Consider the following 14,988-nt stretch of genomic DNA (forward strand, 5'->3'; position numbering starts at 1 on the left):
GCGCGACGAGCTGGTGCTCCGGGTCAGGCAGCGGGAGCCGCGTCGGGCGCGGGGTCAGACGGCGGGCGCCGGCGTGGGCGCCTTCTTCTTGCGCGGCGCCTTCTCAGGTACGACCGGGGTGGTGCCGGTCTCGGCCGCGATCTCGGCGACGTCGGCCGGCTCCTCGGCGACCTCCACGCGCAGCGCCTGCACGAGCGCCAGACCGTGACGGGTGGTCAGGATGAGGCGCTGATACTCCGGGTGGCCCTCGAGGTCGATGACCACGCTCGGCCGGCGCCGGCGGATCACGGCGAAATCGTCGCCGCCGGCAGAACGCCAGGTGCCCATCGCGATGACACCGCGGACGTGGGTGCCGGGACTCGGCACGCCGCGCAGCCAGGTCCATGCGTCATCGGTGAGCTGCACCTTGGTGATCGTGGAGCGCTCGATGACCACATTCCCCTTGCGGAATGACAGCGCCCGCTCCGACACCGACAGCACGACCTCGAGCTGCGTCGAGTCGAGCAGCAGGGTCACCATGCGACTAGTCTGCCAGCGGCTCGCGCGCGAACCACGCTCATTTGCTTACGGGAGGGCAACGATCCTCGGCCCGGCGGACCGCGGGCGGTGCAAGACTGGATCGGTGACCGTCGTGTCCCCCTCCGTCACCACGCCTCCCGCAGTCGCTTCGCCCGCCGCCGTCGACGCGGCGCTCGCGCGCGCCGCGACCGGGGAGCGGCTCGACGTCGCCGACGCCGCGGCGCTGCTCGCCGCGACCGGCGAGCGGTTCGAGCGCCTGCTCGCTCTCGCCGGTGCCGTGCGGGATGCCGGGCTCGCGGCATCCGGTCGCCCGGGTGTGATCACGTACTCCCGCAAGGTGTTCGTCCCGCTCACCACCCTCTGCCGCGACCGCTGCCACTACTGCGTCTTCGTCGACACCCCGGGCCAGCTGCTGAAGAAGCACAAGCCGGCGTACATGTCGCCGGAGCAGGTGCTCGCCGTCGTGCGCCAGGGTCAGGCGATGGGGTGCAAAGAGGTGCTGCTCACCCTCGGGGATCGCCCCGAGGAGCGGTGGCCCGAGGCGCGCGCGTGGCTCGACGAGCACGGCTTCGCCTCGACCATCGACTACGTCGCGCACATCGCGCGGCTCGTGACGGCCGAGACCGGACTGCTCGCGCACGCGAACCCGGGCGTCATGAGCGCCGACGAGCTGCGGACCCTGCGGCCCGTCGCGCCGTCGATGGGCATGATGCTCGAGACCACCTCGCGCCGGCTGTTCGAAGAGCCCGGGCAGGTGCACTTCGGCTCGCCCGACAAGGACCCCGCCGTGCGGCTGGAGGTCATCGATGCGGCCGGGCGCGAGCGCGTGCCCTTCACCACCGGCATCCTGGTCGGCATCGGCGAGACGCTGCACGACCGCGCCGAGTCGCTCGTGGCCATCCGCGACGCCCACGAGCGCCACCAGGTCGACGGCGCGGCGGGGCCGCAGGGGCACGTGCAGGAGGTCATCGTGCAGAACTTCCGCGCGAAGCCCCGCACCGCGATGCAGGGCGCCCCCGACGCCGAGCTGCTCGAGTACGTCGCCGCCGTCGCGGTGGCACGGCTCGTGATGGGTCCGCGCATGCGGATCCAGGTGCCGCCGAACCTGTCGGATCCCGCCGAGTTCGGCCTGCTGGTGCGCGCCGGGGCCAACGACTGGGGCGGCGTGTCGCCGCTCACCGCCGACCACGTGAACCCCGAGCGGCCGTGGCCGCACCTCGACGACCTCGCGCGCATGACCGCCGACCTCGGCTTCGAGCTGCGCGAGCGCCTCACCGCCCAGCCCGAGTTCGTTCTCGACGCCGGCACGTGGATCGACCCGGCCCTGCGGGGCCCGGTGGCCGCGCTCGCCGATCCCGAGACAGGCCTGGCCGCCAGGCCGCACGTCGCGGGAGAGGTCTCTCCGGAGCAGGACGCGTTTCGTCTCGGTCGCTCCGCTCCCTCGCTCAACGACCGGGAGGAGGTCGACCCCCGATCGTCGAGCGATCACGCCGACCCTGGCCCTCGGTCGTTGAGCGAGCGAAGCGACACGAAACGCGCCGCGCCCCACGCACGGCTCACGGGCGTCCGGCGGCTCGCCGAGGCCGCTGCCGCCGATCCGCTCGCACTGGACGACACCCAGTGGGTCGCGCTGCTCGAGGCGACCGGCGACGACCTCGACGTGCTCGCGGCGACGGCCGACGACGTGCGGCGGTACACGGTCGGCGAGGCGGTCACGCTCGTCGTGAACCGCAACCTCACGTCGTCCGGTCTCCGCACGGCACCGGACACCGCAGACCCCGCGACGTTCACGCTCGACGACGTCGGCGCGATCGCCGCCGACGCGTGGGAGCTCGGCGCCACCGAGCTCTGCGTGCAGGGGCTGCTGCCGACGAGCGAAGACCCCTCGGGCTACCTCGACATCGCCCGCGGCGTCAGGGCCGCGGCCCCCGGCATCCATCTCCACGCGTACCGGCCCCAGGACGTGCGCGACCTCGCCGACCGCACCGGACTCGGACTCGACGGCGCCCTCACAGCGCTGCGGGACGCCGGCGTCGACACCGTGCCCGGCACCGGCGTGAAGGTGCTGAACGAGCGCGTGCGCGCGCTCGTCGCCCCGGCCGACCTCGAGATCGACCGCTGGGTCGAGGGCATCACCGCGGCCCACCGCGCCGGACTCCGGTCGACCAGCGTCCTCTTCTACGGGCACGTCGAGACGGCCGCCGAGCGCATCGCGCACCTGCGGCGGCTCCGCGCGATCCAGTCCGAGACCGGCGGATTCACCGAGTTCGTGCCGATCCCCCTCCCGGGTCCGGCGGGCGGCGTCCCCCTCGTCGCCGGGCGCGAGCCGCTGGACGAGCACCGCGCGATGGTGGCGGTGTCGCGGCTGCTGCTGTCGGGCAGCATCCCGCACGTGCAGATCCCGTGGACGCGCGTCGGGCGCGAGGCATCCGTCGTCCTGCTGCAGTCGGGCGGCGACGACCTCGGCGGCACGCTCCTCGACGGGCGCGTGAAGCCCGCGGCGGGCATCGAGCACGGTCTCGAACTGCCGGTGACGGATGCCGCAGCCCTGGCGGCGCGGCTGTTCCGCCCGTTCCGGCGGCGCACGACGACGTACGGGCAGGTGACCCGGTGACGGGCCCCGGGGTCGCGGGCGTTTCGACTCGCTCCGCTCACTCAACGACCGGGACAGTGACCGGCCCGGAGGGCGTTTCGACTCGCTGCGCTCGCTCAACGACCGGGCCGACAGCGACCGGGGCGGGGGTGGCGGGGTGACGCGCGTCGAGGTCGCGATCGTCGGCGCCGGGATCGCGGGGATCGGCATGGCGTCGGCGCTGCGCCGCGCGGGCCGCGACGACTTCGTCGTGCTGGAGCGCGCGGCATCCGTCGGCGGCACCTGGCGCGACAACACGTACCCGGGCGTGGCGTGCGACGTGCCCTCGCACCTGTACGGATTCGCCGCCCACCCGAACCCCTCGTGGTCGGGCACGTACGCGCGGGGCGCCGAGATCCACGCGTACCTCGATCACGTCGTCGACGCCGAGGGCATCCGCGATCGCGTCCGGCTGCGGACCGCGATGCAGCGGGCGGAGTGGGATGCCGAGCACGAGGTCTGGCGCATCCACCTCGGCACGGCGGTCTCGTGGCCGGAGACCCCGGAGGGCTCCGACACCGACGCCGCACCGGCCGGGGAAGTCATCCTCGCCGACGCGCTCGTGCTGGCGTGCGGACGCCTCACCGAGCCGTCGATCCCCCGCATCGCCGGGCTCGAGACCTTTCCGGGGCCGCTGTTCCACTCGGCCCGCTGGGACCACTCGGCAGACCTCGCCGGCGCGCGCGTCGGCGTGGTGGGCACGGGGGCGAGCGCGATCCAGATCGTGCCGGCGCTCGCCCGCACGGCGGCGCACGTGACGCTCCTTCAGCGCACGCCCGCGTGGATCGTGCCGCGCGGCGGCGACGACTACTCCGACGCCGAGCGCGCCCGCTTCGCCACGACACCGCAGGCGCTGGAGTCGCTGCGCGCCGACCTGTACGCCGAGGGCGAGGCGCGGTTCGCCTCGCGCGCGGGCGATTCCGCCGCCGCGGCCGAGGCCGAGGCAGTGGCGCGCGCACACCTGGAGCGCCAGGTGCGCGACCCCGCCCTGCGCGCCGCGCTGACCCCGGACTACGCGTTCGGGTGCAAGCGGGTGCTGCTGTCGGACGAGTTCTACCCCGCCGTCGCCTCCGACGCCGTCACCCTCGTCCCCGAGGCCCTCACCGCGGTCGAGGGCTCCACCCTCGTGGCGGCGGACGGCTCGCGCCACGAGGTCGACGCCCTGGTGCTCGCCACCGGGTTCGCGTCGACCCGCCAGCCCTATGCCGAGCTCGTCGCCGGCGAGCGCGGTCGGACGCTGGCCGAGCACTGGTCCGGCGGCATGACGGCGTTCGCCTCGACCGTCGTGGCGGGATTCCCGAACCTGTTCGTGCTCAACGGGCCCAACGCGTCGCTCGGCCACTCCTCGTCCGTCCTGATGATCGAGGAGCAGGCGGCGTACGTCGCCCGCGTGCTCGACACCCGCGCGGGACGCGTGCTGCGCGTCGACCCCGACGCCGAGCGCGCCTACACCGACGAGATCGCGCGGGCCGCGGCATCCACCCGCTGGATCACCGGCGGATGCCGCAACTGGTACGTCGACGACCGCTCGGGCCGGCTCACGCTGCTCTGGCCGGGAACCGTCGACGCCTTCCGCGACCGGCTCGCCCGCGCGGACGGCTCGGAGTTCCTGCCCGCACCCGCTCCCCTTGCCCACTGAGAGGAAGACCGCATGAGCATTCCCCTTCGCTTCGGCTACAAGGCCTCGGCCGAGCAGTTCGGCCCCACCGAGCTGCTCGACTTCGCCGTCCAGGCCGAGGAGGCCGGCTTCGACTCGGTCTTCATCTCCGACCACCTGCAGCCGTGGCTGCACGACGGCGGGCATGCCCCGGCATCCGTTCCCTGGCTCGGGGCGCTCGGCGCGAAGACCTCGCGCGTGCTCATCGGGACCTCGGTGCTCACGCCGACCTTCCGCTACAACCCGACCGTCGTCGCGCAGGACTTCGCGACGCTCGGCGTGATGTACCCGGGGCGCGTCATCCTCGGCGTCGGCACCGGCGAGGCGCTGAACGAGGCGAACCTCGGCATCACGTGGCCTGATCCGCCGGAGCGGTTCCAGCGGCTCAAGGAGGCGATCGGCCTCATCCGGCGGCTGTGGTCAGAAGACCGCGTCACGTTCGACGGCACCTACTACCACGCGAAGAACATCACGATCTACGACAAGCTTCCCGAGCCGGTGCCGATCTACATCGGCGCCGCCGGCCCCGCCGCGACCCGCCTGGCCGGCCGGATCGCCGACGGCTTCATCACGACCTCGGGCAAGAAGCGCGAGCTCTACACCGACACGCTCCTGCCCGCGCTGCACGAGGGTCTCGAGAAGGCCGGCCGCGCGCCGGACGCGATCGACACGCTGATGGAGATCAAGGTCTCGCTCGCCTCGACCCTCGACGAAGCGCGGGAGAAGACCCGGTTCTGGGCGCCCCTCGCCCTCACCCCCGAGGAGAAGATGGGCGTCGACGACCCCATCGAGATGCAGCGGCTCGGCGAGGAGCTGCCGATCGAGCGGGCCGCGTCGCGGTTCATCGTGTCGGACGACCCCGACGAGCACGTCGAGCGCATCGGCTGGTACATCGACCTCGGCTTCCGCCACCTCGTGTTCCACGACCCGGGGCACGACCAGGGCGCCTTCCTGCGGATGTACGGCGAAGAGATCCTGCCGCGCCTGCGCGCGACCTACGGCGCGTGAGCCCGCTGTTCGGGCGCCGGCGGCAGAACTCCACGGATTCGAGCGCGGGGCACCCCGAATCGCCTGCAGTGGGGGCCGACGCCGCCGCATCCGTGGAGTTGCGCAGACCCCGCTGGGTCGTCGTCATCCCCGTGAAGCGGTCGACGCAGGGGAAGTCGCGGCTCGACGTGCCCGGTGCCGAACGCGCCGAGCTCGCCCGCGCGATCGCCCTCGACACGATCGAGGCCGCGGCGCGCTGCGAGCTCGTGCTGCAGGTGGTCGTCGTGTCGGACGACCCGGCGCTCGCGCGCGAGGCGGCGATGATCCCCGCCCTGCGGTTCGTCCCCGAGGGCGAGCCGCGCGGACTCGACGCGGCGGTCGCGACGGGCATGACCGCGATCGACCCGGCGGGACGGATGCCGCGAGCCGCCCTGCTCGGCGACCTCCCGGCCCTGCGCCCCGCCGATCTCGCCGACGCGCTGCGGGCCGCGGCATCCGTCGACCGCGCCGTCGTGGCGGACGCCGAGGGCACCGGCTCGACGCTCGTGACGGCGGCGCCCGGCACGGCGTGGACGTCCGCCTTCGGCGACGGGTCGTTCGCCCGGCACGTCGCCCTCGGGTGCCACGCGCTGGCGGTGACGGATGCCTCGACCCTCCGCCGCGACGTCGACACCGCCGACCAGCTCGAGGCCGCGCGCGCCCTGGGTCTCGGACCGCGCACCGCGGCGCTGTTCACATGACGTGGGGCCGCAGCATCCCCGTTCTCCACCCTGCCGATCGTGCGCGCAAACCTGCCACCCGGGTCGCGGACGCGTTCTGACTCGATAACGTGGCGCCATGAGCGACTACCAGGTGCTGGAGATGGGCGGACTCGACGAGTGGCGGGACTACTACGGCGGGTTCCGTCCGGAGAGCTCGCGCGACGGGCGGCGTGTGGTCGACCACGACATGACGATGCAGTACATCGGCATGACGGCGAACTCGTACGAGCCGGGTGAGCAGGCCGGCTACTGGCACACCCACTCGCGGGTGGAGGAGCTCTACGTCTTCCTCGCCGGCCGCGGCCAGATGGGACTCGACGACGACATCGTCGACGTCGGCCCGGGCACCGTGGTGCGCGTCGGCCAGGGCGTGTGGCGCACCTGGCGGGCGACGCCCGACAGCCCCGAGCAGCTGCGCTGGCTCTGCATCCGCGCCGGCGGGCACGAGCTGCCCCACCTTCCCGACGACGGCACGCGCGACAGCGACCGCCCCGCGCCCTGGGCGTGAGGCGGGCGCGGTCGGCGCTACTCTGACCGCATGACCGAGCATCGCCGCACGTCGCCGTCCGGGGTGCGCATCGCGGCGTGGGTGGCCGTCGCCGTGGTGATCTCGGCCGTGCTGTTCGCGCCGGTGCTCACGAGCGGCTACTGCGCCGTGGCACCGGCCTCGGGCGAGAGCTACTGCGGCAGCGCGTCGCGCTCGATCCTCGGCATCGACACGAGCCTGTGGCTCTGGGGCGCCGCCACCCTCGGCCTCGGAGCGCTCGCCTGGTGGCTCGCCCGGCGGCCGCGCCGCGACCGCTGACCGGACTCGTCGTGGGCTGCCCGAGCCGTGACGCGGATCAGGCGACCAGCAGGTACACCGCGCCGACGATCGTGAAGACGATCACGAGCTTCTCGAACACCGACTGCGAGAGCCGGTCGGCGAGCCACCGCCCGAGGAACGCCGACGCGACGACGAGAGGGACGAGCACGAGGTCGATCCACAGTCCGGGGACCGTGATGATGCCGATGCCGATCGAGAACGGCACCTTGAAGAGGTTCACGATCGCGAAGAACCAGGCAGCGGTCCCGAGGAACGCCTTCACCTCGAACCGCGCCGCGAGGAAGTACATCGACATCACGGGGCCGGCCGCGTTGGCCACCATGGTGGTGAAGCCGCCGAGCGTGCCGTAGGTCGCCGCCGCGACGCGGTGCGATCCGCCGCCGTCGACGCCCGACGCGAACCGGCGCCGCAGCAGTGTGATGGCGATGACGGCGAGCAGGATCACGCCGATCGACCGCTTCACCCACAGGTCGTCGGCGAACCACAGGAAGACGACGCCCACCAGCACGCCCACCACCACGGCGGGCGCGAGGCGCAGCAGCGTGCGCCAGTCGGCGTGACGCCGGTACATCGTGACGGCGAAGATGTCGGCGACGATCAGCAGCAGCAGGAGCACGCCGGTCGACTGCTTCGCCGGCAGCACCGCGGCGAAGATCGCGACGGCGATCGTGCCCGCGCCCGGCACCGCGGTCTTCGACAGTCCCACCACGATGGCGGCGAAGGCGAGCAGCGCCCACGCCCACCAGGTCAGCTCGGGCACGGCTCAGATCCCGGCCGCGACGAGCGCCGCGTCGCCCAGCGCCGCCTGGCCCGCGGCATCCGTCATCCAGAGCGGACGGACGAGCGGACGGATGCCGCGTCCCGCGACGTCGTCGGCGAGCGCGGCGTCCTCCTCGGCGAGGAGCCAGGCGTCGAGCAGTCCCCCGGCGCTGCGCGCGCCGTACAGTCCTGCCACCGCGGCGGCGGAGGTCTCGACGCCGATGGCCGTGAGGCACACGTCGGCCATGCCGCGCACGACCTTGCCGCCGATGATCGGCGAGACGCCGACGACGGGAGCCGCGGTCGCGCGGACGGCCTCGCGCATGCCGGGCACGGCGAGGATCGGGCCGATCGACACCACCGGGTTCGACGGGGCGAGCAGGACGACGTCGGCCGCCGCGATCGCCCCGGTGACACCGGGCGCCGGCGCAGCGGCGTCGATGCCCGGGTTCTCGAAGCGCGCGGGCGCGAGCGTCGCGCGGTGACGCGTCCACCACTCCTGGAAGTGCAGCCGCGTGCCGTCGCCGAGCACCACGACGGTGTCGGCTTCGGCGTCGGTCATCGGCAGCAGGCGGGCGCCGAGGTCCCAGCGGTGCGACATCCGCTCGAGCACCTGCGTCGGCGTGAGCCCCTCGCGGAGCCAGCCGGTGCGGGCGAGGTGGGTGCCGAGATCGAGGTCGCCGAGCGTGAACCACGGCCAGCCCGCGCCCCATTCCTGCAGCTCGCGGTTGACCCGCTCGCTGTCGTCCCGGCGGCCCCAGCCGCGCTCGGCGTCGTTGACCCCGGCCAGCGCGTAGGTGATCGAGTCGACGTCGGGCTGCAGGCGCACGCCCGAGAGCCACAGGTCGTCACCGGTGTTGACGACGACGGTGAGCGATGCGGCGGTGTCGGCCAGCCCGCGGGCGCGCAGCGCGGCGCGCACGCCGAGCACGAAGCGCGAGCCGCCGACCCCGCCCGCGAGCACGACGACGCGAGGCGCAGCCGACACGCCGGTCAGCCCTGGCGCTCGGAGCGCAGCTGCGGCAGCACGCCGGTCTTCGGCGCGAACTCGTCGGCCGCGTGCGGGAGGGAGAACTTGGCGACGGCGTCGATGAGCGCATCGACCGTCTGGGCGTCGGCGACCACGTCGACATCGAGCCCGGCACGGCGGGCGTCCTTGGCGGTGCGGGGGCCGATCGCGGCGATCAGCGTCGTGCGCGGGATATCGGTGAACTGCTGATGCACCTGCTCGGCGACCGAGCCGCTCGTGACGAGGATGGCGTTGATGCGCCCCGATCGCACGTCTTCGGCGATCCGGTCGGTGACGGGCACGCCCACGGTGCGGTAGGCGACGACGCTGCGGACGTGGTGCCCCGCATCGGTGAGCATGCGCGTCAGCACGGGCTTGGCGATCTCGCTGCGCAGGGTGAGGATGTCGCGCGGCTGCGGTTCGAGCCCGATGAGCTGCTCGGCCATGCCCGCCGCGGAGTTGTCGCGCTCGGGGACGAGGTCGACCCGGTAGCCGACGGCCAGCAGGGCTGCCGCAGTCGTCTCGCCGACGGCGGCGATCTTCGTGCTCGCGGGGACCACGGCACGGTAGGCGTACAGCACATCGACAGTGGTGGCGCTCGTCACGGTCAGCCAGTCGAAGGCGCCGGCCGCCAGGTCGGCGAGCGACTGCTCGAGCGTGGCCTGGTCGTTCGTCGGCGCGAAGTTGATGAGCGGGGCGATCACGGGCGTCGCACCCTGGCGACGGAGGGTCGCCGCGACGCCGTCGCCCCAGGGGCCGCCTCGGGGCACCAGGACGCGCCAGCCGGTCAGGGGCTTGGCGGACTGATGCTGTGCTGCGGCAGTGTTCATAAGGGGGGTCGACTCTCGGTGGTGCTCAGTCGGCCGCCCATGACGTTCGAGCAGCCGATGCGCGAATCGAATCGGGCTCGCGCGATCGGCAGCATACGCACCATTGCACTGCCTTGCCTCACGAGCATACCCCCGATCCAGGCGGGTGCGAGCCGGTGGTCCGCCGGGGCGGACCCGCGGCGCTCAGCGCGTGTAGAGCCGGACGAAACCCCAGACCGCGGCACCCACCGCGACGGCCCCGACGATGACGGCGACCGCGGCGGCGGCGGGATTGCGGCACTGGAAGTCCCGCGCCTTCGTGATGCCGTCGTCGACCGCACGCCCGACCCGGCGCGGCACATTGGCCTTCTGCTCGATGGCGGCCAGGGCCGCCTTCAGCTCGGCCCGCGCCTGCTCGACGGGATCGCCCACGCCGATCGGCACCGCGGTGCGGGGAAGCGCGACGGGGGAAGAGGGCAGCGGCGCCACGGCGTCAGAGCTCATCGCGAACCTCCTGGATGTCCTGGGCGATCGCTTGCACGGGGTTCTGCCGTTCGCCGATCTTCTTGAAGCGGAGGATGCCGAGCAGCGCCAGCACCGCGGTGACGACGAGCATCGCGAAGAACACGACGAGCGCCGAGAGCCAGACCGGCCACCACGACGACAGCCCCGCGATGACGAAGGTGCCGAGCACCGGGACGGACCAGAACAGCACGAAGAGGGCGGCGAACACCCAGAGTGCGCCCCAGCCGCCGTCCTTCGCGGTGCGGGCCAGCCACGCCTTGGCGGCGTCGATCTCCGCGATGACGAGGTTGCGGATCAGCTCCGGGATGTCGCCGATCAGGGTGAGCAGACTGTCGTCTGCGCGATCACGGAAGCCACGAGGCGTGGTCATGCGTCAGGCCCCGCCGCGACCGTTCTCGGACGCGTCGTCGATCGCGTCGTCGACGGCGTCCTTGACGGCCCGCGCGGAGGTCTGCGCCGCCGTGCCCACGTCATCGGCGGAGTCCTGACCGACCTTGATCGCGGCGTCGAGCCTCTGCCCGGGGGTGCCCTTCGAGCCGGCGGCCTGCGCCACCTTCACCGCGGAGTCCCACAGCGTCGACGGCAGCGCCATCGCCTGCGACTTGGCGAAGTCCTTGACCTTGCCGACCTGCTCCTGCACCGGGTCCATGTTCCAGACCTTGAGCCACTGGCCCTTGATCTGCTCGTAGCGCTCCCGGCCGGCGCGCGTGCCGAGCACGTACCCGATCGCGAGTCCGACGACGAGTCCAGCCTTGCCCCTCATGAGGTCTCCTCACGCTCGGTGTGCACCTGACGACCCTCCCAGGGTAGACCCGTATTCCGATTCCGGCATCCACCCTTGACACGGGTGGACGCGACGTACTCATCCGGCCGAGGCTCGGCCCCACAGCGCGCTGCGGCGCAGGCGATCGGCCTCCGCGCGGGCGTCGGCGGCGACGCGCGAGATCCCGCTGCCCGCGAGCCACGCGCCCACCGCGGCGAGCCCCTCCCGGCGGCCGATGCGGGCGCGGACGGCGGCGGTCGCCTCGGCGTGCCCGAGCGTCGAGGCCGGACGCGCGAGCACGAACGCCTCGCGACGGGCGCCGCGCACGGCGCTCTCGTCGAGAGGACTGCCGAGGAGAGCGGATGCCTCGGCCACCGCCCGCTGGATCGCCGCGCGGTCGTCGAGGCCGCGCGTCGGGTGGCCGGCGGCTGCGTGGCCGCCGCCGGAGGCGTGGCCGGCGGCTGCGTGGCCGGCGGGGGCATCGGAGGCGGCGTCGACGGCGGTCGGTCCGTCGAAGGCCACGCTGAGGACGTGCCGGCCCGGGCCGGCGGCACGCGCGAGCCATTCCCAGCGCGCGGTCTGATGCACGAGGCCCGACGCCGACCGGGTGCCCGGCACCGGATACACCTGCGCTCCGCGCGGCTGGGGGTCGAGCGCGGGAGCGTCCACGACGAGGGTCACCACCTCGCGGAGCACGCCGTCGGCGCCAGGCGCGGCATCCTCCAGTCCGAGCAGACCCCGCGCCGCGCGTTCGCCGGTCGCGACGATCACCAGGTCGGCGCGCAGCGGTCCACGGGGTGTCGCGCCCGAGAGGCGGGCGGCATCCGCGGCCGCTGCTGGCCTCGCGGGGTCGCCGGCGGCCGGGCCGTCTTCGTCCGAGGCGGGTGCGAGGTCGATCCGCCACCGGCCGTCGACGCGCGTCAGGCCCGCGACGCGTGCGCCGGTGACGACGTCGGCGCCGAGCAGCCCGAGCCGCTCGGCGATCGCGGCGACCAGCGGCGTCATGCCGCCGTCCAGCCCGGCGATCGGCGAAGACCCGTCGCGGTCGACGAGCAGGTCGGCGACCGCACCGCCGAGCGAGCCCGTGCGCGTGAGCGCCGTGGTGAGCCCGGGTGCGGCGGAGACGACATCGATCTCGCCGGGGGCGACGCCGAAGCCGCCGACCGAGAGCGGCGTGACGAGACGCTCGAGCACGGCCGCCCCCATGCGGCTGCGCACGAGCGCGGCGAGGTTGCGCTGCTTGCCGATGGTGAGCGGCGGGCGCAGACGGTCGACGTACGCGCGCCAGACGCCGCGCCAGCCGATGATGCGGCGCACCGCGTCATCCCACGGGTTCGCGGGGATGCCGAGCACGGCGTCGGCGGGCACCGGCGCGGCCGAGCCGCGTGCTGTCCCCGAGATCCAGGTCTGGTCGGTGCGCGGCGTCACGACGCGCTCGCCGAGGCCGAGCTCGTCGACGAGGCTCTTCACGGCGCCTCCGCGGGTGGACCAGCACGTCGCGCCGGCGTCGACCAGGAGTCCGTCGATCTCGGCGGACGCGATCGTGCCGCCGAGCCGGTCCGAGGCCTCGAGCAGGGTCACCGGCATCCCGACCTTCGCGCACTCGAGCGCGGCCACGAGCCCGGCGATGCCGCCGCCGATCACCACCACGCTGGTCTCGTGCGCGTGGGTCACGAGCTCGTCGAGCGGTTCGGGTGCGCCGGTCACGGCATCCATCCTCCCATCCGCGCCCTGCCGCCCCGCCCGCTCCCGCCCGCCGTCCTCCCCCTCCCGCCGAGATAGCACCATCTCGGCGAGACACCACCACGTCCTGGGCGCCGACAACATGGCCTCTCGCCGAGAACGCACTATCTCGACGGTGGTGGGCGGTCCGGGCCCAGCGCGACCCGAGCCCAGGGCGACGCGCCTGCGCGCCGTGCGTGCCCGGCACGTTCGTCCCTTCACTCCCGCCGAGATAGCACCATCTCGGCGAGACAGCATGTCCTGGGCGCCGACGACGTGGCGGTTTCTAGCGGTCAGTGCAACATTCGCGGGCTGGTGGTCTGGGAGGGTTGGTCGGTTGTGGGATCGCATGCGTCGTTGGAGGTTCGTGCTCAGGGTTTGCGGATGCTGCTGGCTGGTGAGAGTGCGGCGTCGGCGGCTCGTGCATTAGGGGTGGGCGCAGCGGAGCTCGGGATCTGGGCGAGGCTCGTCGGCATGGAGTTGGTTCTTGGTGCTGTGGGCGGTGTGCGTGATCGGGTGTCGGTGTTGCCTGCCAGTCCTGCCGTGGGGCACGGGCGACGGTTGTCGCCGATGGACAGGGTCCGCATCGAGGCAGGTGTCGCGGCCGGTGTGACGCAGGCCGAACTCGCCCGACAGCTCGGTGTTGAATCGCCCCGGCTCTCGTGGAGGGTCTGATTCCCCGAGAGGATGAGACTTATGCCAGCACCGAGGAAGTATCCGCCGGAGCTTCGTGAGCGTGCGATGCGGCTTGTTGCCGAGGCCAGGAAGGAAGATCCGGAGCTGTCTCTGAATCAGGCGGTCGTTCGGATCGGGCAGCGTGTCGGGGTCAACGCCGACACGCTGCGAGGCTGGTGCAAGCAGGCCGCGATCGACGCGGGCGAGCGCCCCGGCACCACGACGAGCGACGCGGCTCGGATCAAGCAGCTTGAGGCGGAGAACCGTGAACTGAAGCGTGCGAACGAAATCTTGTTGGCGGCATCCTCGTTCTTTGCGCGGGAGCTCGACCCGCGACTGCCGTGGTAGTTCAATTCGTCGACGATTATCGTGACCGGTTCGGGGTCGAGCCGATCTGCCGCGTGCTCACCGAGCATGGCGTGAAGATCGCCCCGTCCGGCTACTACGCGTTCAAGAAGCGACCGCCGTCTGCGCGAGCACTCAGCGACGCGGAGCTGGTCGTGCAGATCGAGCGGGTGTTCTGGGACCGCAAGCTCGGTCGCGGGATCAGCGGCGCCCGGAAGATCTGGCATCTGCTGCACCGTCAGGGCATCACGGTGGCCCGCTGCACGGTCGAGCGTCTCATGCGGCAACAAGGGTTGCGCGGTGTCCGCCGCGGCAAGCAGTTCATCACCACGAGAGCTGACGGGGCGTCGTTCCGGCCACCGGATCACGTGCAGCGCTGCTTCCGCGCGGACCGGCCGAACGAGCTGTGGGTGGTCGACTTCACCTATGTGCCAACGTGGTCGGGGATGGCGTTCACCGCGTTCGTCACCGACGTCTACTCGCGCCGGATCGTGGGCTGGCGGACGATGGACCGGATGCCCACCGACCTGCCGCTGGACGCGCTGGAGATGGCACTGTGGGTCCGCGACCGCGCCGGCCAAGACGTCACCGGCGTCATTCAGCATTCGGATGCTGGGTCGCAATACACCGCGTTGCGCTACTCCGAGCGGCTCGCGGATGTCGGCGCGATCGCATCGATCGGAACCGTCGGCGACAGCTACGACAATGCGCTGGCGGAGACGGTCGTAGGCCTTTACAAGACCGAATGCGTGAAGATCGACGGCCCGTTCCGCACCGCCGACGAGCTCGAACTCGCGACGCTCTCCTGGGTGCACTGGTTCAACGAGAACCGGCTGCACTCATCGATCGGATACCTCACACCGATCGAGAAGGAGAACGAGTACTACCGTGAGATCAACCCCCAGAGCCAGCCGGCGCTGGGAGAACTCGCCCTCCACTGAACCCGGGGCGATTCAGTGTCGCCCGCTCGACGATCTCCCGCGAACTCGCCCGACGTCC

General features: G+C 72.8%; 15 protein-coding genes and 1 other annotated feature. Of the genes, 7 read left to right on the forward strand and 8 right to left on the reverse strand.

Annotation, left to right across the window (positions count from 1 at the left end):
• Positions 1–54 precede the first annotated feature (54 nt).
• The gene (locus R8Z57_RS05180) at positions 55–519 is read right to left on the reverse strand and encodes a hypothetical protein (RefSeq protein ID WP_318352673.1); all 465 of its coding nucleotides are present in this window, start codon (positions 517–519) and stop codon (positions 55–57) included.
• A 103-nt stretch (positions 520–622) separates the two neighbouring features.
• On the opposite strand from R8Z57_RS05180, the gene cofG reads away from it, so the two are divergent.
• The 6 genes from cofG to R8Z57_RS05210 all read left to right on the forward strand — a co-directional run bounded on the left by cofG (position 623) and on the right by R8Z57_RS05210 (position 7,361).
• Positions 623–3,133 carry a 7,8-didemethyl-8-hydroxy-5-deazariboflavin synthase CofG gene (gene cofG / locus R8Z57_RS05185; protein WP_318352674.1) on the forward strand — a complete coding sequence of 837 codons (2,511 nt, stop codon included), beginning with the start codon at positions 623–625 and terminating at the stop codon, positions 3,131–3,133.
• Positions 3,134–3,269: 136 nt separating this feature from the next.
• Entirely contained in the window at positions 3,270–4,790 is a 1,521-nt protein-coding gene (locus tag R8Z57_RS05190) for an NAD(P)/FAD-dependent oxidoreductase (RefSeq protein WP_318352675.1), read from the forward strand.
• A gap of 12 nt (positions 4,791–4,802) precedes the next feature.
• Positions 4,803–5,816 (forward strand): glucose-6-phosphate dehydrogenase (coenzyme-F420), encoded by a 1,014-nt coding sequence (fgd, locus tag R8Z57_RS05195; RefSeq protein ID WP_318352676.1) that lies wholly within the window; start codon positions 4,803–4,805, stop codon positions 5,814–5,816.
• On the forward strand, positions 5,813–6,535 hold the full coding sequence (cofC, locus tag R8Z57_RS05200) for a 2-phospho-L-lactate guanylyltransferase (RefSeq protein WP_318352677.1): 723 nt from the start codon (positions 5,813–5,815) through the stop codon (positions 6,533–6,535). Before fgd ends, cofC begins: the two co-directional genes overlap by 4 nt.
• Positions 6,536–6,632: 97 nt before the next feature.
• Positions 6,633–7,064: a cupin domain-containing protein gene (locus R8Z57_RS05205; RefSeq protein ID WP_318352678.1), complete on the forward strand. Its 432-nt coding sequence runs from the start codon at positions 6,633–6,635 to the stop codon at positions 7,062–7,064.
• A 30-nt stretch (positions 7,065–7,094) separates the two neighbouring features.
• Complete coding sequence (locus tag R8Z57_RS05210; protein WP_318352679.1) at positions 7,095–7,361, forward strand: hypothetical protein; 267 nt, start codon at positions 7,095–7,097, stop codon at positions 7,359–7,361.
• A gap of 37 nt (positions 7,362–7,398) precedes the next feature.
• On the opposite strand, the gene R8Z57_RS05215 is transcribed toward R8Z57_RS05210, so the two are convergent.
• The 7 genes from R8Z57_RS05215 to R8Z57_RS05245 form a co-directional block, all read right to left on the reverse strand.
• Positions 7,399–8,142, reverse strand: a complete 744-nt coding sequence (locus R8Z57_RS05215; protein ID WP_318352680.1) for a sulfite exporter TauE/SafE family protein — start codon at positions 8,140–8,142, stop codon at positions 7,399–7,401.
• Positions 8,143–8,145: 3 nt separating this feature from the next.
• Entirely contained in the window at positions 8,146–9,129 is a 984-nt protein-coding gene (gene cofD / locus R8Z57_RS05220) for a 2-phospho-L-lactate transferase (protein ID WP_318352681.1), read from the reverse strand.
• Positions 9,130–9,134: 5 nt separating this feature from the next.
• A complete protein-coding gene (locus R8Z57_RS05225) occupies positions 9,135–9,980 on the reverse strand; it encodes a uroporphyrinogen-III synthase (RefSeq protein ID WP_318352682.1) in 846 nt (281 codons plus the stop codon).
• 183 nt (positions 9,981–10,163) lie between these two features.
• A complete protein-coding gene (locus tag R8Z57_RS05230; protein ID WP_318352683.1) occupies positions 10,164–10,463 on the reverse strand; it encodes a hypothetical protein in 300 nt (99 codons plus the stop codon).
• Complete coding sequence (locus R8Z57_RS05235) at positions 10,453–10,854, reverse strand: phage holin family protein (RefSeq protein WP_318352684.1); 402 nt, start codon at positions 10,852–10,854, stop codon at positions 10,453–10,455. Before R8Z57_RS05235 ends, R8Z57_RS05230 begins: the two co-directional genes overlap by 11 nt.
• A gap of 3 nt (positions 10,855–10,857) precedes the next feature.
• On the reverse strand, positions 10,858–11,247 hold the full coding sequence (locus tag R8Z57_RS05240) for a hypothetical protein (protein ID WP_318352685.1): 390 nt from the start codon (positions 11,245–11,247) through the stop codon (positions 10,858–10,860).
• A gap of 99 nt (positions 11,248–11,346) precedes the next feature.
• Positions 11,347–12,963 carry a protoporphyrinogen/coproporphyrinogen oxidase gene (locus R8Z57_RS05245; RefSeq protein ID WP_318352686.1) on the reverse strand — a complete coding sequence of 539 codons (1,617 nt, stop codon included), beginning with the start codon at positions 12,961–12,963 and terminating at the stop codon, positions 11,347–11,349.
• 702 nt (positions 12,964–13,665) lie between these two features.
• Here R8Z57_RS05245 and R8Z57_RS05250 point away from each other — a divergent pair.
• A protein-coding gene (locus tag R8Z57_RS05250) for an IS3 family transposase (protein WP_318352687.1) occupies positions 13,666–14,930 on the forward strand; the annotation gives its coding sequence in 2 pieces (ribosomal slippage) (positions 13,666–13,960 and positions 13,960–14,930; 1,266 coding nt in all).
• Positions 13,950–14,078, forward strand: a sequence feature (AL1L pseudoknot). It overlaps the preceding gene by 129 nt.
• Positions 14,931–14,988 lie beyond the last annotated feature (58 nt).

Origin of the sequence: Microbacterium sp. M3 (assembly GCF_033548675.1) — a bacterium.
Classification (GTDB): domain Bacteria; phylum Actinomycetota; class Actinomycetes; order Actinomycetales; family Microbacteriaceae; genus Microbacterium; species Microbacterium arthrosphaerae.